We start from the raw sequence: 15,034 nt of genomic DNA on the forward strand, positions 1-15,034 counted from the left end.
TCATCCCGGTCCGGACGATCCCGACGGAGGCGCGAAAGCCGCGCCCCCGACAGGATGACGATATCGGATTTTAGGCCTTGGCGGCGGTGCGCTTGGCGCGAGCCGAGATCTTGTTGGCGTCGCCCTTCGGAGCCTTGGGTTCCGGCGCCTTGCCGCGAGCGGCGTTGCGCTTTTCGAGGCGAGCCGCAGCCTTAGCTTCGGCTTCGATGCGCTGCTGGGTGACCGAGCCGCCGGCGGCTTCGATCGCCTTGACGGCGCCGGACGAGGCCGACCACACGACCAGGTTCAGCTTGGCCTTCAGTTCGCCTTCACCCAGGACGCGCACGCCGTCCTTGACGCGACGGATCACGCCGGCGGCGACCAGGGCCGCGCCGTTGATCTCGGCCTTGGCGTCCAGCTTGCCGGCCTCGACGGCCTCTTGCAGGCGCCACAGGTTGACTTCAGCCAGCTTCGGCGCGTTCGGCACGTTGAAGCCGCGCTTCGGCATACGCATGTACAGCGGCATCTGGCCGCCTTCGAAGCCGCCGATGGCGACGCCCGAACGCGACTTCTGACCCTTGACGCCGCGACCGGCGGTCTTGCCCTTGCCCGAGCCCGGGCCGCGGCCGACGCGCATACGCTTCTTGGCGGCACCTTCGTTGTCACGGATTTCGTTCAGCTTCATTGCCTGATCCTTTCGGGTGCTAGCGCCAGGTCCGCCAGGCGGTCCTGACTCGGCGTTGGATAAATTGAAGGGCCGCTGATTAAGCGACCCGCGTCAGCATCGCAAGATGCTTCCTTCATAAAGCGAAACGCCCTCCCCCGCGAACGGGAGAGGGCGAACCGTCTTACTTCTCGACCACTTCCACCATGTGGGCGACCTTGGCGATCATCCCACGGACGGAGGGGGTGTCTTCCAGGGTCGACTCACGGCCGATCTGGTTGAGACCCAGGCCCACCAGGGTGGCGCGCTGATCCGACTTGCGGCGGATCGGGCTCGCCGTCTGACGGACGGTCACAGTCTTGTTTTCGGTCTTGGCCATCTATCAGCCCTCCACGGCTTCCGGCGCCGAGGCGCCGTCATTGCGGCGGCCCATCAGGTCGGACACCTTCTTGCCCCGCTTGGAGGCGATCTGGCGCGGCGACGACTGAACCTTCAGAGCTTCGAAGGTGGCGCGGATCATGTTGTAGGGGTTCGAAGAGCCGGTCGACTTGCCCACGACGTCCTGGACGCCGAGGGTTTCGAGGACCGCACGCATCGGACCGCCCGCGATGACGCCCGTGCCCGGAGGGGCAGCGCGCATCATGATCTTGCCGGCGCCCCAACGGCCCGAGCCGTCGTGGTGCAGGGTGCGGTTCTCGCGCAGCGGAACCTTGATCATGGTCTTCTTGGCTTCTTCGGTCGCCTTACGGATGGCTTCCGGCACTTCGCGCGCCTTGCCGTGACCGAAGCCGACGCGGCCTTTGCCGTCGCCGACGACCATCAGGGCCGCGAACGAGAACCGGCGGCCGCCTTTGACGGTGGCGGCGACGCGGTTGATGTGCACCAGCTTCTCGATGATGTCCGAATCCGGACCTTCAACGGGAGCGTTGCGGTTGTCGCGACGGTTGCGATCGCCGCCGCCGCGTTGGGGTTCACGAGCCATGCTTGCCGTTCCCTTAGAAGTTCAGACCGGCTTCGCGCGCGGCTTCCGCCAGCGCCTTGACCCGGCCGTGATAGATGTAGCCGCCACGGTCGAAGACGACGTCCGTGACGCCCTTCTCGATGGCGCGCTCGGCGATCAGCTTGCCAATCTTGGCGGCGGCTGCGACGTCCGAACCCTTGGAACCCTTGCCGCCTTCCAGCGACGAGGCGGAAGCCACCGTGATGCCCTGGGCATCGTCGATGATCTGAGCCGAGATGTTCTTGTCCGAACGGAAGACCGACAGACGCAGACGACCATTGGCCACCGCCTTGAGGCGACGACGGGTGCGCTCGGCGCGGCGCTTGGCTTGTTGTTGAAGAGAGAGAGCCATGACTTACTTCTTCTTGCCTTCCTTGCGCCGGACGAACTCGCCCTGGTAGCGCACGCCCTTGCCCTTATAGGGTTCCGGCGGACGCATCTTGCGGATGACGGCGGCGATTTCGCCCACAGCCTGCTTGTCGTTGCCCGAGATCTTGATCTCGGTCTGCTTCGGCACGGCGAAGGTGATGCCTTCCGGCGGAACGATGTCCACGTCGTGCGAGAAGCCGAGCTGCAGCGAGAGATCCTTGCCCTTCAGGGCGGCGCGGTAACCGACGCCGACCAGTTCCAGGGTCTTCTCGAAGCCGTCGGTCACACCGGTCACCATGTTGGCGACCAGGGTGCGCGACAGACCCCACATGGCGCGAGCGCGCTGGGTGTCCGAACGCGGGGTCAGCGACAGTTCGTCGCCTTCCTGCGTGACTTCGATCTCTTCGGCGACGGTCCAGGAGCGTTCGCCCTTCGGACCCTTCACGGTGACGGCCTGGCCGTTGAGCGTGACAGTCACGCCCTTCGGCACGGCGATGGTTTTCTTGCCGATACGAGACATATCAGTAGACCCTGCAGAGGACTTCGCCGCCGACGTTAGCGTCGCGGGCGGCGGCGTCGGACATGACGCCCTTCGAAGTCGAAAGGATCGAGATGCCGAGGCCGTTCTTGATCGGCTTCAGATCGCTGATGGCCGAATAGACGCGGCGGCCGGGCTTCGACACGCGGGCGATCTCGGCGATCACCGGCTGGCCGTCGAAGTACTTCAGCTCGATCTCGAACTGCGGAAACTCACCGGGGTTTTGAACCAGCGAGTAGCCGCGGATGTAGCCTTCGTCCTGCAGCACGTCGAGGACGCGCTGACGCAGACGGGAAGCCGGGGTGAGCACCGACGAACGCTTGCGGGTGGCCGCGTTCTTGATGCGAGCGATCATATCGCTCAGGGGATCGTTGATCATCATATCTGTTCGCTCCCCTTACCAGCTCGACTTCGTCAGGCCGGGGATCTGACCCATGTTGCCCAGCTCACGCAGGGCGACACGGCTCATCTTGAGCTTGCGGTAGTAAGCCCGCGGGCGGCCCGTGACTTCGCAACGGTTGCGAATGCGGGTCGGCGCGGAGTTACGCGGCAGGGCCGCCAGCTTCAGGCGCGCGTCGAAGCGCTCCTCCAGCGGCAGGCTCTCGTCGTTGGCGGTCGCCTTCAGGGCTTCCCGCTTCGCGGCATACTTCGCAACCAGGGCCTTGACGGCTTCGTTGCGGTTTACGGCGCTTTTCTTAGCCATTGTTCTCTTCCCTTCCCGATCAGTTCACGAACGGGAACTTGAACTCGGTGAGGAGAGCCTTGGCTTCCTCATCGGTCTTGGCCGTGGTGCAGACAACGATGTCCATGCCCCACATCTGGTCGATCTGGTCGTAGTTGATCTCCGGGAACACGATGTGCTCCTTCAGACCCGTGGCGTAGTTGCCGCGACCGTCGAACGAAGTGCCCTTCAGGCCCCGGAAGTCCTTCACGCGCGGCAGGGCGATCGTGATGAAGCGGTCCAGGAACTCGTACATCTGGGCGCCGCGCAGCGTGACCTTGCCGCCGATGACCATGCCTTCGCGCAGCTTGAAGCCGGCGATGGAGTTACGAGCCTTAGTCGGCACAGCCTTCTGACCGGCGATGGCCGTCAGATCCTTGAGGGCCGCGTTGGCCTTCTTGGAGTCGGCGACAGCTTCACCGATACCCATGTTCAGGACGATCTTGTCCAGCTTGGGGATCTGCATCTCGTTGGAGTAGCCGAACTTTTCCTTCAGGACGCCGCGGATGCGGTCCTGATACTCGGCCTTGAGGCGCGGCGTGTACTTGGTGTCGGCCATCAGATGACGTCTCCCGTCGACTTGGCGAAGCGGACCTTCTTGTCCCCCTCGACCTTGAAGCCCACGCGGGTCGCCTTGCCGTTGGCGTCGGCGATCGCGACGTTCGACAGGTGAAGCGAGGCTTCCTTGTGCTTGATGCCGCCTTGCGGGTCAGCCTGGGTCGGGCGCGTGTGGCGCTGAACCATGTTGACGCCTTGCACGACGACGCGGTTTTCGGTCGGCAGAACCTGCATCACCTTGCCGGTGCGGCCCTTGTCCTTGCCGGTCAGGACGACGACGTTGTCGCCCTTCTTGATCTTGGCGGCCATGGTTACAGAACCTCCGGAGCCAGCGAGATGATCTTCATGTGGTTCTTGGCGCGCAGCTCGCGCGGAACCGGGCCGAAGATACGGGTGCCGACAGGCTCGTTCTGCTTGTTGACGATGACGGCGGCCGACTTGTCAAAACGAATGACCGAGCCGTCCTTGCGCTGGATGTCCTTGGCGGTGCGCACGACGATGGCGCGAACGACGTCGCCCTTCTTCACGCGGCCGCGCGGAATCGCTTCCTTCACCGAGGCGACGATGGTGTCGCCGATCGAGGCGTAGCGGCGCTTGGAGCCGCCCAACACCTTGATGCACATGACCCGGCGAGCGCCCGAGTTATCGGCGACCTCCAGGTTAGTTTGCATCTGGATCATGGGATCCGATCCTTCTTCTTACGAAGCCGAGGCCGGGGAAATGATTTCCCAGCGCTTCAGCTTGGACTTGGGGGCGCATTCGATGATGCGCGCGATATCGCCGACTTTGAGAGCATTAGCTTCATCGTGGGCATGGTAGTTCTTGGACTTGCGGACCGTCTTGCGGAGCAGCGGGTGCAGCAGGGTGCGCTCGACCTTCACGACGACGGTCTTGTCGCCCTTGTCGGAGACGACCACGCCTTCAAGAATGCGTTTGGGCATCGGTGTTTCCTTACGAGGCCGCACGCTTCTCGCGCAGAAGCGTCGAGATGCGAGCGATGTCCTTGCGCACTTCCGAGACCCGGTGGGTCTTTTCCATCTGGCCGGTGGCGGCCTGGAAGCGCAGGTTGAACTGTTCCTTCTTGAGCTTCAGCAGCTCGTCGGACAGTTGGTCGACGGTTTGCGACCGGAGATCGGCGATCTTGGTCATTAGGCGGCTTGCTCCGTAACGATGCCGGCGTCCAGGCGGGTGACCACCTTGGTGCGGATCGGCAGCTTGGCGGCGCCGAGGCGCAGCGCTTCACGAGCCACGTCGTCCGGCACGCCGTCGATTTCGAACATGATGCGGCCCGGGGCCACGCGAGCGGCCCAGTGGTCCACCGCGCCCTTGCCCTTACCCATCCGCACTTCGGCCGGCTTGCCGGAGACCGGCACGTCCGGGAAGATACGGATCCAGACGCGGCCCTGACGCTTCATCTGACGGGTGATCGCGCGGCGAGCCGCTTCGATCTGACGCGCCGTGATGCGCTCCGGCTCGACGGCCTTCAGACCGTAGGAGCCGAAGTTCAGCGAGAAACCACCCTTGGACGAGCCGTGGATGCGGCCCTTGAAGGCCTTGCGGTACTTGGTCTTTTTCGGTTGCAACATGGCCTATCAGCCCTCACGACCACGGCGCGGACCGCGATCACCGCGGGGGCCGCGCTCACGGCCTTCGTTGGACGACGGACCCGAGGCTTCCTGGGCCCAACGCTTGTCCTGGGCCATCGGGTCGTGCTCGAGCACTTCACCCTTAAACACCCAGACCTTCACGCCGATGATGCCGTAGGTCGTCTTGGCTTCATAGAAGCCGTAGTCGATGTCGGCGCGCAGCGTGTGAAGAGGCACGCGACCTTCGCGGTACCATTCCATACGAGCGATTTCGGCGCCGCCCAGACGGCCCGACACGTTGATGCGGACGCCCTTGGCGCCCAGGCGCATGGCCGACTGCATCGAACGCTTCATGGCGCGACGGAACGCGATACGGCGTTCCAGCTGCTGAGCGATGTTCTCGGCGATCAGCTGAGCGTCGGTCTCCGGCTTGCGGACCTCGACGATGTTCAGGTGAACTTCGCCTTCGGTGCGGGCCGAGATGTCCTTGCGGAGCTTCTCGATATCAGCGCCCTTCTTGCCGATCACGACGCCCGGACGGGCGGCGTAGATCGTCACGCGGCACTTCTTGTGGGGGCGCTCGATGATGATGCGCGACACGCCGGCGGCCGACAGGCGTTCCTTCAGCCACGTGCGCAGCTTCAGGTCCTGGTGGAGCAGTTTGGCGTAGTCAGCGCCGCCGGCGAACCAGCGGCTGTCCCACGTGCGGTTCACGCCGAGGCGCAGACCGATCGGATTGATTTTCTGTCCCATCAGGCAGCCTCGCCGGCTTCACGGACCACGATCGTGATCTCGCTAAAGGGTTTCAGGATGCGCGAGGAGCGACCGCGAGCGCGGCTCGCGAAACGCTTCATCACCAGGTTCTTGCCCACGAAGGCCTCGGCGACAACCAGGTTGTCGATGTCGAGGTTGTGGTTGTTCTCGGCGTTCGAGATCGCCGAGTACAGAACCTTGCGGACATCGCCAGCGATGCGCTTGTGGCTGAATTCCAGCTCGTTCAGCGCCTTCTGGACCGGCAGACCGCGGATCGACGCGGCCACCAGGTTCAGCTTCTGCGGGCTGATGCGGACGTTGACCAGCTTGGCGCGGGCCTCGGTCGCTTCAACGCGACGGGGGTTCTTGGTCTGGGCCATGGATTACTTCCTCTTGGCCTTCTTGTCCGCCGCGTGGCCCGGGAAGTTCCGGGTCGGGGCGAACTCGCCGAACTTCATGCCGACCATTTCTTCGGAGACCGACACCGGCACATGCTTCTGGCCGTTGTGGACGCCGAACGTCAGACCGACGAACTGCGGCAGGATGGTGGAGCGGCGCGACCACGTCTTGATCACGTCCTTGCGGCCCGACGATTGAGCGGCGTCGGCCTTCTTGAGCAGATACCCGTCGACAAACGGGCCTTTCCAGGAGGAGCGGGCCATTCTTAGCGAGCCTTCTTCACGTGACGGCTACGGATGATGAACTTATCCGTGGCCTTGTTCTTGCGGGTACGGGTGCCCTTGGTGTCCTTGCCCCACGGCGTAACCGGGGTGCGACCACCAGAGGTCCGGCCTTCACCACCACCGTGCGGGTGGTCGATCGGGTTCATGGCGACGCCGCGGACGTGCGGACGCCAGCCCATGTGACGCTTGCGGCCCGCCTTGCCCAGGTTCTGGTTCATGTGCTCGGGGTTCGACACGGCGCCGACCACGGCCATGCAGCCGTCCAGGACCATGCGAAGCTCGCCCGAGCCCAGACGGATCTGAGCGTAGCCCTGGTCGCGACCGACCAGTTGAGCGTAGGCGCCGGCCGAACGGGCCAGCTGAGCGCCCTTGCCCGGCTTCATCTCCACGTTGTGGATGATGGTGCCGACGGGGATCGAGCGCAGCGGCATGGCGTTGCCCGGCTTCACGTCGACCTTCTCACCCGCGACGATGGTGTCGCCGGCGTGAAGGCGCTGAGGCGCGATGATGTAGGTCTTCTCGCCGTCCGGGTAGACCACCAGGGCGATGAAGGCGGTGCGGTTGGGGTCGTATTCCAGACGCTCGACCGTGCCGACCACGTCGAACTTGCGACGCTTGAAGTCGATCTTGCGGTACAGCTTCTTGGCGCCGCCGCCGCGGAAGCGGACAGCGATGCGACCGCCCTGACCACGACCGCCCGACTTGGTCAGGCCTTCGGTCAGCGACTTCTCCGGGCGGCCTTTGTGCAGCTCGGAACGGTCGACCAGCACCAGGGCGCGGCGGCCCGGCGACGTCGGATTGTAATGCTTCAGAGCCATCTTCTTAGAGCCCCGTCGTGACGTCGATCGACTGACCATCGGCCAGCGTCACGATCGCTTTCTTGATGTCCACGCGACGGCCCAGGATGCCCCGGAAGCGCTTGGTCTTGCCCTTTTGAACCAGGGTGTTGACCTTGAGGACGTTGACTTTGAACAGGCTTTCGACCGCAGCGGCGATCTCGTCCTTGGTCGCCGTGCCGGCGACGCGGAAGACGACCTTGTTCTGCTCCGACAGGATCGTGGCCTTCTCGGTGATCACCGGAGCCAGGATGGTGTCGTAGTGCTTGGCGGTGGGTTGAGCGGCGGCCATTATGCGGCTTCCTTCTCAGCGAAGCGCGCCTCGATGGCTTCAACAGCCGCCTTGGTCAGCACCAGTTTGTCGGCCCGCAGGATGTCATAGACGTTCAGGCCGGCGTTCGGCAGCACGTCGATGTGCGGGATGTTGCGCGCGGCCAGGCCGAAGTTGGTTTCAACTTCCGGACCCGCGATGATCAGAGCCTTGGTCCAGCCCAGCTTGCCGAAGGTCTCGCGCAGCGAGGCCGTCTTGGCTTCCTTGACCGAGACGCTGTCGACGACGACCAGGTCGCCGGCCTTGGCCTTGGACGACAGGGCGTGACGCAGAGCCAGGGCGCGGACCTTCTTCGGCAGCGAGTAGCCGTGGTCGCGGACAACCGGACCGAAGGCGCGCGAACCGCCGACGAACTGCGGCGCACGGCGCGAACCGTGACGAGCGCCGCCGGTGCCCTTCTGCTTGTACATCTTCTTGCCCGTACGAGAGTTCTCGTTGCGGGTTTGAACCTTGTGCGTGCCGGCGCGGCGCTTGGCCAGCTGCCAGTTGACGTAACGGGCCAGCAGGTCGCCGCGGATGTCGGAGATGCCGAAGACGGCGTCCGACAGCTCAACGTCGCCAGCAGCCTTGCCGTCGAGTTTGATGACCGAGAGTTTCATTACGCTTCACCGCCTTCGGTCGCTTCCACGGCCGGCGCTTCCGCCGGGGTCGAAGCGGGTTGAGCAGCGGCCGACTTCACGGCGCCCGGGAACGGGGCGTCCGAGGGACGGGCCTTCTTGATGGCGTCGCTGACCTTGACGTAGGCGCCGTCGTGACCCGGGACAGCGCCCTTGATCAGGATCAGGCCACGCTCGGCGTCGACGCGGACGACGGTCAGGTTCTGGGTCGTGACGACTTCCTGGCCGAGATGGCCAGCCATCTTCTTGCCCTTGAAGACCTTGCCCGGATCTTGACGCTGGCCGGTCGAACCATGCGAACGGTGCGAAATCGACACGCCGTGCGAGGCGCGCAGACCACCGAAGTTCCAGCGCTTCATGGCGCCGGCAAAGCCCTTACCAATGGTATGGCCCTGGATGTCGACCTTCTGGCCCGCGAGGAAGTGGTCGGCCGACAGTTCGGCGCCCACGTCCAGCAGGGCGTCTTCACCCACGCGGAACTCGGTTACATAGGCCTTAGGCTCGACCTCGGCCTTCGCGAAGACTTCGCGTTGAGCCTTGGCCGTGTTCTTGGCCTTCTTAACGCCAGCGCCCAGCTGAAGGGCGACGTAACCGTCGCGCTCCTTGGTACGTTGGCCGACGACTTGGCAGCCGTCGAGCTGGAGCACAGTGACCGGAACGTGTGCGCCGTCATCGGCGAACACGCGGGTCATCCCCAGCTTCTTGGCGATCACGCCCGTGCGCATGTCGGATCCCGCCTCTTTCTTTCTTAGATCTTGATCTCGACGTCCACGCCGGCGGACAGGTCGAGCTTCATGAGCGCGTCCACGGTCTGCGGGGTGGGGTCGACGATGTCGAGCACGCGCTTGTGCGTGCGGATTTCAAACTGCTCGCGCGACTTCTTGTCGACGTGCGGCGAGCGGTTCACGGTGAACTTTTCGATCAGGGTCGGCAGCGGGATCGGACCACGAACGGTCGCGCCCGTGCGCTTGGCGGTGTTAACGATTTCGCGCGTCGAAAAGTCGAGGACGCGGTGATCGAAGGCCTTGAGCCTGATGCGGATGCTTTGATCCATATCGGTTGTTATTCCCATGCGGCCGGAGCCGCGTCCCTGTGAACCATTTCAAAGACCGAAGCCTCAGAGCGATCACTCGCTCCCAGGAAACGCAAATCCGCAAAAACGAGCGGCCCACGCAGTCCCCCGCGAAGGCCGTAAGTTCCCAAGAAGCTGCAAAGAACAGTAACTTAGGTCGTCCCTGCGGACCGCGTCTGCACCCGAAAGTGCACAGCCGGTCCAACAAGAGGGGTGCTTATGCCTTCCGATTCCGTTTCCGTCAAGGGCGGAAATCCCCGCCCCGTCAGGGTTTGCGACTCACGTCGCCCGCGCCCCTCCCCGACCGCCGCACCGCAACATAACACGGGCCGACCGTTAGGGACTGAGGCGGGAAAACGGCCAGATGAACACCACGGAAAGGCGTCGCCGCAATGCGCGCCGCATACTGACGCAGTTATGCCGCAATGCGTCACTTTTGGGCAACATCGCCCCTGATGTGACCTCTGCATGACATGTTTGTTACGGCAAAGCGCCAAAGAGCGACCTATGTCTCGCCCATCGCCGGACGGGCCAAGCTTGTTTGGCGGCAGTACATAAGGACAAAAAAATGAAAACCGTCTTTCTCGCTTCGGTCGCCGCCGCGACCCTGATGGCCGCTCCCGCCTTCGCTCAAGACGCCATCGGCTCGGTCGGCATCGCCTACAACTACGCTGACGTCGAAGGCACCGACGTGAACCGCGGCGTCATCGACGGCACCGTCGCTTCGCCGGTGTTCGGCGACTGGACCGTCACCTTCAACGCTGAAGCCGCCTACACGGACGTCCAGCACGCTGGCGACGAAACCACCCTGGCCGGCGCCGTGCACCTGTCGAAGAAGATCGAAGACATGCGCTTCGGCGGCTTCTACGCCGCTTCGGAACTGGGCAACACCACGCTGAACACCTTCGGCCTGGAAGGTCAGAAGTACCTGGACCGCGCCACCCTGACGGGCGTCGTCTCGTACGGCACCGCGGCTGACGCCGACATCTGGACCGTGGCCGGTGACGCCGCCTTCTACGCCACCCCGCAACTGCGCCTGAGCGGCGGCGCCGCCTACACCAACGTCGACGCCGACAACATGTTCATCGGCAACGGCGACGTCGACGCCTGGTCGGCCGGCGTGGCTGCTGAGTACCAGTTCGCCAACTCGCCGTACTCGGTCTTCGGCGGCTACGACTACGTCAAGTCCTCGGACCTGGACGTCGACGCCAACGTCTTCAAGATCGGCATGCGCTACAGCTTCGGCGGCGGTCTGCAAGCCCGCGACCAAGCCGGCGCCAACCTGGGCCGCACGCACAACGGCGTGTCCGCCCTGCTCGGCCTCTAAGCGATCTTCGCGGTCTTCCGACCGCACGGATCAACGAAACCCCGGCGGAGCGATCCGCCGGGGTTTTTGTTTGCCCGGACCGTCCAGGCTCCAGGCATGAAAAAGGCCCGAGGGGTTCCACGCTCCCGGGCCTTCTCCTTCAGGGGGGCGCGGCGTCAGCGACCGATGCGCAGATCCCCTGATCCCACGATCGAGCGGGACACCGCGCCCGTGGCTTCGGCCACTCGCACGTCGCCCGAACCAGCGATGGCGACCGAAACATCGCCCGCCGTTCCGCCGAAGCTCACGTCGCCCGAACCGCCGATTGAGACTTCCAGGGTCGAGGCGCGGCCGCCGCGCACCCGCACGCCGCCGGATCCGCCGATGGCGACGTTGGTCTCTCCATCCACACGCGCTACATCGATGCCGCCCGAACCGCCGACGCTGGCGTCCAGCTTGCCCGTGGCGCCGGCGAAGACCGAACCGGAACCGCCGACCGCAGCTTCCAGATTGCGTGACGTACCAGCCCTGATCGAGCCGGATCCGCCGACCGACAGGTCCACATCGCCATCAACGTTGGCCACCGTCCACGAGCCGCAGCCTCCATTACCCAACTCGACGGACCGGGCGCCGCGCCCCACCGAACCGAAGATGGCGCCGCCGCCGCTGACATCCACGTCGCGCGGCGTGCGTAGGACGATCAGAGGGGCCTCCTCCATGCGGATGCGGCCCTTGCCGCGCACCTCGACCGTCGCGCCTTCGCCGGGTTGGCGAGCGTCTGCGGGGCCGCTGTTGCACGAGCCGATCTGGCCGCCGTTAAAGCTCATGCCGCGCCCGCGTCCCAAGCCGCCATCGATGCGGACCTGAGCGCCTCTGCGTTCAATCCGAAGCTCCGGCAGGCCGGCCGAGCCCTGCGTGATCTCGACGCCGACGTCCGAGCGATCTTCCGGAATAACGATGACGCGCGCCACGGCGTTGCGGATCGTCACATCCTCGGCCATGGCCGGCGCCGCCAGAACGGCGGATGCGGCCAGTGCGGTTCCCATGGCGGCGGCTATTGCAGCGGGTTTCATCAGCGGGGTCTCCCTGTCTCTGTGTCCAGGCGAAACTGAGGGCCGCGCCCCGCAAAGTCAGTTTAAATCGAGGTCATGAACCCCTTTTAACCTAAGGCGACCGTCAGGTTGCGGGACCGCCTGCACGATCCGGCGCCAAGGCCGCAGCGCCATCCGTCGCGCCCACAGCAGGCTCGAAATCCCGCTCGAACGCGGCGATGCGGCTCTTCATCAGGCCCGTGCGCTTCAACGCCACCGAAGCGGCCCAGCGCGCGGCCAGTTCGGGCTTGCTCATGCGATCCGTCGTGCGCGGCTCCCCTCCCCGGCTGCGCAGGAAGGCGTTGGTGTAGAGCGCCCCGTTGCGGATACGCGACGGCCAGCTCTGGAACTCCACCGACAGGGAGACGCAGAAACGGTCCAGATTCTCCACCCGATGCGGCGCATAGAAGGGCCAGGTCAGCGCCTGCCCCGGCTCCAGGTCGACGATTCGGGCGTCGTCCTCGAAGGCGCGGCGATAGGGAATCTCTTCGGTCGTCTGGCGGGTGACGACCTGCTCCATGCTGCGCTCCGGCAGATGGGCCTCATCACCCGGATAGACGAACAGGCGCTTGCGGCCGCGCATGTGCAACAGCACCACGCCGCCGGCGTCAAAGTGGTAGGGCACCCGCGCCTTGGGCGAGGACAGGATCAGCTGGCCGCTGGCGCTGGCCGCCTTCACTCCATAGCCGCCCAGTATGCGCTCGAAGTCGACCATGGCCGCGCGCCACAGCTCGGGCCAGCCCTGCTCCACCTTGCGCATATTGACCCACAGGCGGCCCTGCTGGATCGCCTCCAGCAGTTCGGCGCCGTTCAGGCGCCCGCGCGCGCCGGTGCGCAGGCTGACCTGACCCTCGTCGTCATAGTCGTACAGGTTGATGTCGAACAAATCGGCCGGATAGCGGTCCAGCACCTCGGCCAGCGCCTGATCCTCGGCGAAGCCGTCGGCCACCAGGGCGTGAGGGTGGATCTCGGCCTGGGTGATCGGGCCCGCGTAGCGGGTCATGGAAGCCGTCATACCGCTCTCCTCATCAATCGGCCGAGCCGGCCGCTTTTTGTTTCCGCACCATGTCGGCGGCCGCTCTCAGCACGCCCGAGGCCTGACCGGCCAGACTTGTCTCACACGCCTCGACCACGGACCAACGCCGCCGCGTGCTGATGCGCAACCGCTCCGCCCGTGCATGGCCCAGCACGCCCAGGGCGGCGCTCGCCGTCGCGCACATGGCGACGCCGACGCCCGGTCGAGCCACAACGCCTTCGACGGTCACAAGGCCCCCGTCGTCATAGTATTTCTTGTAGTTGCCGCCGACGCCGACGCCGTAGTCGAAGATGCGATAGCCGCGCTCCGAGCCCAGACGGATCGTCTCCTGCGTCAGCACGATGCCGGGCGACCAGCGCGCGACCTCCTGCTCATAGACCGGGAACCACAGGTGGAAATGACGCCCGGCGTGCATGGAGTACTCCATGGCGACGACCCGCCCGTCCACCCGCAGCACGGCCATCGAGGCGCCGAAGCCGTCCTCGCCCCGGCAATCCATCAAGGCGTGCAGGACGTCGCCCGTCCAGCCGCAGGCGAAGATGTCGTGATGCCCCGTGCGGCGGTACTGTTCGCTCTTCTCGATGATCAGGCGTTTCAGCAGGGCGTGATCGTGCAGCTCGATCTCGATTTCGACCGCCCTGAACGCACCGTCCAGGCCGCGACGAGAGCGCTCCTTGTCCTTGAAGTATTTCGGGAAGGCCTTCCGGCGTCGTGCGTACCAGGCGTCGAATCCGCCCTCATCCGGCACCACGGAGACCACGCTGTGATTGCGCAGCATCGCCTGCGGCGCCTCGCCGATCCAGGCGGCGGCGGCGAAACGCGGCGCGCCGATCAAGGCCGCCGCCTCCTGCATCGAAGGCTTGTTCTCGCGCGGGCCGATGACGCCGTGATAGTCGTTCATCGGCGCGGCGAGGGGCTGAACCGTCCCGCCCCGACGCTGATGCGGATAATAGCCGACGACGCGGCCGTCCCGTTTGAAGACGGCCACAGCCGAACCGGGACAGATCGGCCCGGCCGTCCGTGCGAACTCCCACCGGAAATAGGGGCTGCTCAGGTCCGGGTCCGCGCGCGCCCACTTGTTCCATTGGACGCCCTCCTCGGCCGACAGGTCGACGAGGTTGCGGATTTCAACTGATAGTGGTCCCGACATGACGCTCCCTTCGGAACGATCACAGCAAGTCCCGTTCCAACACCGCCTCATACGGCCAAGCCCTTGAGGCCGGGTTAGCGTTCAGCGCCTTGCACAAAAGATCGGAGCTTCACCGCGTATCGCCGCATTGACCTCATTCAGGAGGTGCTCATGCCGAAACCACGCCCCAAGACCCGCGAAACCGAGAACGAGAACCAGCGTCCCGACAAGGAGGGCAGTCCGCCTCGCCCGGCCACCGAGCCCAAGGGCGCCGAGGGCAGCAGCAACTCAGGCCGCACGGAAACCGATCCCGCGACCGGCGCCCCGAACGACTGACATGCAAAACGGCCCCCGGATGTCTCCGGGGGCCGCTCTGTTACGCTTTACTCTTGGCCTACCGCCCTTGCGGGTTGCTTGAGGCCGGTACGCTTACTCGTACTGTGCGGCTCGAAAGCCGCCCGTCGATTACTCGACGATCTTGGCCACGACGCCGGCGCCGACGGTGCGGCCGCCTTCACGGATGGCGAAGCGCAGCTTCTCTTCCATCGCGATCGGCGTGATCAGCTCGACGTCCAGCTCGGCGTTGTCGCCCGGCATGATCATCTCGACGCCTTCCTTCAGGCGCACGATGCCGGTCACGTCCGTCGTGCGGAAGTAGAACTGCGGACGGTAGTTCGTGAAGAACGGGGTGTGACGGCCGCCTTCTTCCTTGTTCAGGATGTAGGCCTCGGCCACGAACTTGGTGTGCGGGGTGATCGAACCCGG

General features: G+C 65.1%; 27 protein-coding genes. 2 read left to right on the forward strand and 25 right to left on the reverse strand.

Annotated features, from left to right (window positions below):
- Positions 1 to 70 precede the first annotated feature (70 nt).
- From rplO to rpsJ, 21 genes are all read right to left on the reverse strand, one after another.
- Positions 71 to 664: a 50S ribosomal protein L15 gene (gene rplO / locus AC3A3G_RS02760; RefSeq protein ID WP_200165631.1), complete on the reverse strand. Its 594-nt coding sequence runs from the start codon at positions 662 to 664 to the stop codon at positions 71 to 73.
- A 163-nt stretch (positions 665 to 827) separates the two neighbouring features.
- Complete coding sequence (gene rpmD / locus AC3A3G_RS02765; RefSeq protein ID WP_003164384.1) at positions 828 to 1,022, reverse strand: 50S ribosomal protein L30; 195 nt, start codon at positions 1,020 to 1,022, stop codon at positions 828 to 830.
- A gap of 3 nt (positions 1,023 to 1,025) precedes the next feature.
- Complete coding sequence (gene rpsE / locus AC3A3G_RS02770; RefSeq protein WP_003164383.1) at positions 1,026 to 1,625, reverse strand: 30S ribosomal protein S5; 600 nt, start codon at positions 1,623 to 1,625, stop codon at positions 1,026 to 1,028.
- A gap of 13 nt (positions 1,626 to 1,638) precedes the next feature.
- Positions 1,639 to 1,995 carry a 50S ribosomal protein L18 gene (rplR, locus tag AC3A3G_RS02775; RefSeq protein ID WP_003164382.1) on the reverse strand — a complete coding sequence of 119 codons (357 nt, stop codon included), beginning with the start codon at positions 1,993 to 1,995 and terminating at the stop codon, positions 1,639 to 1,641.
- Between the two features lie 3 nt (positions 1,996 to 1,998).
- Positions 1,999 to 2,532 (reverse strand): 50S ribosomal protein L6, encoded by a 534-nt coding sequence (gene rplF, locus AC3A3G_RS02780; protein WP_087139525.1) that lies wholly within the window; start codon positions 2,530 to 2,532, stop codon positions 1,999 to 2,001.
- A 1-nt stretch (position 2,533) separates the two neighbouring features.
- Positions 2,534 to 2,932: a 30S ribosomal protein S8 gene (gene rpsH, locus AC3A3G_RS02785; RefSeq protein ID WP_087139526.1), complete on the reverse strand. Its 399-nt coding sequence runs from the start codon at positions 2,930 to 2,932 to the stop codon at positions 2,534 to 2,536.
- A gap of 15 nt (positions 2,933 to 2,947) precedes the next feature.
- Positions 2,948 to 3,253: a 30S ribosomal protein S14 gene (gene rpsN / locus AC3A3G_RS02790; protein WP_003164381.1), complete on the reverse strand. Its 306-nt coding sequence runs from the start codon at positions 3,251 to 3,253 to the stop codon at positions 2,948 to 2,950.
- Positions 3,254 to 3,272: 19 nt separating this feature from the next.
- Complete coding sequence (rplE, locus tag AC3A3G_RS02795; RefSeq protein ID WP_087139527.1) at positions 3,273 to 3,830, reverse strand: 50S ribosomal protein L5; 558 nt, start codon at positions 3,828 to 3,830, stop codon at positions 3,273 to 3,275.
- On the reverse strand, positions 3,830 to 4,138 hold the full coding sequence (gene rplX / locus AC3A3G_RS02800) for a 50S ribosomal protein L24 (RefSeq protein ID WP_125899651.1): 309 nt from the start codon (positions 4,136 to 4,138) through the stop codon (positions 3,830 to 3,832). The genes rplE and rplX overlap by 1 nt, the downstream gene beginning before the upstream one ends.
- A gap of 2 nt (positions 4,139 to 4,140) precedes the next feature.
- Positions 4,141 to 4,509, reverse strand: coding sequence for a 50S ribosomal protein L14 (gene rplN, locus AC3A3G_RS02805; RefSeq protein ID WP_003164378.1), 369 nt, complete (start codon positions 4,507 to 4,509; stop codon positions 4,141 to 4,143).
- 18 nt (positions 4,510 to 4,527) lie between these two features.
- Positions 4,528 to 4,770, reverse strand: coding sequence for a 30S ribosomal protein S17 (gene rpsQ / locus AC3A3G_RS02810; RefSeq protein WP_087139529.1), 243 nt, complete (start codon positions 4,768 to 4,770; stop codon positions 4,528 to 4,530).
- A 10-nt stretch (positions 4,771 to 4,780) separates the two neighbouring features.
- Positions 4,781 to 4,978, reverse strand: a complete 198-nt coding sequence (gene rpmC, locus AC3A3G_RS02815) for a 50S ribosomal protein L29 (protein ID WP_003164376.1) — start codon at positions 4,976 to 4,978, stop codon at positions 4,781 to 4,783.
- Positions 4,978 to 5,415, reverse strand: coding sequence for a 50S ribosomal protein L16 (gene rplP / locus AC3A3G_RS02820; protein ID WP_003164375.1), 438 nt, complete (start codon positions 5,413 to 5,415; stop codon positions 4,978 to 4,980). The genes rpmC and rplP overlap by 1 nt, the downstream gene beginning before the upstream one ends.
- A gap of 6 nt (positions 5,416 to 5,421) precedes the next feature.
- On the reverse strand, positions 5,422 to 6,168 hold the full coding sequence (gene rpsC / locus AC3A3G_RS02825) for a 30S ribosomal protein S3 (protein WP_003164374.1): 747 nt from the start codon (positions 6,166 to 6,168) through the stop codon (positions 5,422 to 5,424).
- A complete protein-coding gene (gene rplV, locus AC3A3G_RS02830; protein ID WP_003164373.1) occupies positions 6,168 to 6,548 on the reverse strand; it encodes a 50S ribosomal protein L22 in 381 nt (126 codons plus the stop codon). Before rplV ends, rpsC begins: the two co-directional genes overlap by 1 nt.
- 3 nt (positions 6,549 to 6,551) lie before the next feature.
- Positions 6,552 to 6,830 carry a 30S ribosomal protein S19 gene (rpsS, locus tag AC3A3G_RS02835; protein WP_003164372.1) on the reverse strand — a complete coding sequence of 93 codons (279 nt, stop codon included), beginning with the start codon at positions 6,828 to 6,830 and terminating at the stop codon, positions 6,552 to 6,554.
- Positions 6,831 to 6,832: 2 nt separating this feature from the next.
- Positions 6,833 to 7,669, reverse strand: a complete 837-nt coding sequence (gene rplB, locus AC3A3G_RS02840; protein WP_003164371.1) for a 50S ribosomal protein L2 — start codon at positions 7,667 to 7,669, stop codon at positions 6,833 to 6,835.
- A gap of 4 nt (positions 7,670 to 7,673) precedes the next feature.
- Positions 7,674 to 7,979 (reverse strand): 50S ribosomal protein L23, encoded by a 306-nt coding sequence (locus tag AC3A3G_RS02845; protein ID WP_003170030.1) that lies wholly within the window; start codon positions 7,977 to 7,979, stop codon positions 7,674 to 7,676.
- Entirely contained in the window at positions 7,979 to 8,617 is a 639-nt protein-coding gene (gene rplD, locus AC3A3G_RS02850; protein WP_003164369.1) for a 50S ribosomal protein L4, read from the reverse strand. The genes AC3A3G_RS02845 and rplD overlap by 1 nt, the downstream gene beginning before the upstream one ends.
- Positions 8,617 to 9,360: a 50S ribosomal protein L3 gene (gene rplC, locus AC3A3G_RS02855; protein ID WP_087139530.1), complete on the reverse strand. Its 744-nt coding sequence runs from the start codon at positions 9,358 to 9,360 to the stop codon at positions 8,617 to 8,619. Before rplC ends, rplD begins: the two co-directional genes overlap by 1 nt.
- A gap of 23 nt (positions 9,361 to 9,383) precedes the next feature.
- Entirely contained in the window at positions 9,384 to 9,689 is a 306-nt protein-coding gene (gene rpsJ, locus AC3A3G_RS02860) for a 30S ribosomal protein S10 (RefSeq protein ID WP_003164367.1), read from the reverse strand.
- A 586-nt stretch (positions 9,690 to 10,275) separates the two neighbouring features.
- On the opposite strand from rpsJ, the gene AC3A3G_RS02865 reads away from it, so the two are divergent.
- Positions 10,276 to 11,034, forward strand: a complete 759-nt coding sequence (locus tag AC3A3G_RS02865) for an outer membrane protein (RefSeq protein WP_368925468.1) — start codon at positions 10,276 to 10,278, stop codon at positions 11,032 to 11,034.
- A gap of 155 nt (positions 11,035 to 11,189) precedes the next feature.
- On the opposite strand, the gene AC3A3G_RS02870 is transcribed toward AC3A3G_RS02865, so the two are convergent.
- The 3 genes from AC3A3G_RS02870 to AC3A3G_RS02880 all read right to left on the reverse strand — a co-directional run bounded on the left by AC3A3G_RS02870 (position 11,190) and on the right by AC3A3G_RS02880 (position 14,290).
- On the reverse strand, positions 11,190 to 12,086 hold the full coding sequence (locus tag AC3A3G_RS02870) for a head GIN domain-containing protein (RefSeq protein ID WP_125899648.1): 897 nt from the start codon (positions 12,084 to 12,086) through the stop codon (positions 11,190 to 11,192).
- Positions 12,087 to 12,189: 103 nt separating this feature from the next.
- Positions 12,190 to 13,107 (reverse strand): transcriptional regulator, encoded by a 918-nt coding sequence (locus AC3A3G_RS02875; RefSeq protein ID WP_487487481.1) that lies wholly within the window; start codon positions 13,105 to 13,107, stop codon positions 12,190 to 12,192.
- Between the two features lie 25 nt (positions 13,108 to 13,132).
- Positions 13,133 to 14,290: a GNAT family N-acetyltransferase gene (locus tag AC3A3G_RS02880; RefSeq protein WP_200165638.1), complete on the reverse strand. Its 1,158-nt coding sequence runs from the start codon at positions 14,288 to 14,290 to the stop codon at positions 13,133 to 13,135.
- Positions 14,291 to 14,440: 150 nt separating this feature from the next.
- Between AC3A3G_RS02880 and AC3A3G_RS02885 the strand changes: the two genes are divergently transcribed.
- A complete protein-coding gene (locus tag AC3A3G_RS02885) occupies positions 14,441 to 14,605 on the forward strand; it encodes a hypothetical protein (RefSeq protein WP_200165640.1) in 165 nt (54 codons plus the stop codon).
- Positions 14,606 to 14,734: 129 nt separating this feature from the next.
- Here AC3A3G_RS02885 and AC3A3G_RS02890 read toward each other — a convergent pair.
- A partial coding sequence (locus tag AC3A3G_RS02890; protein ID WP_487487482.1) for an EF-Tu C-terminal domain-related protein occupies positions 14,735 to 15,034 on the reverse strand: 300 nt, incomplete at its 5' end.

The organism is Brevundimonas sp. Soil_N_31, assembly GCF_057655995.1.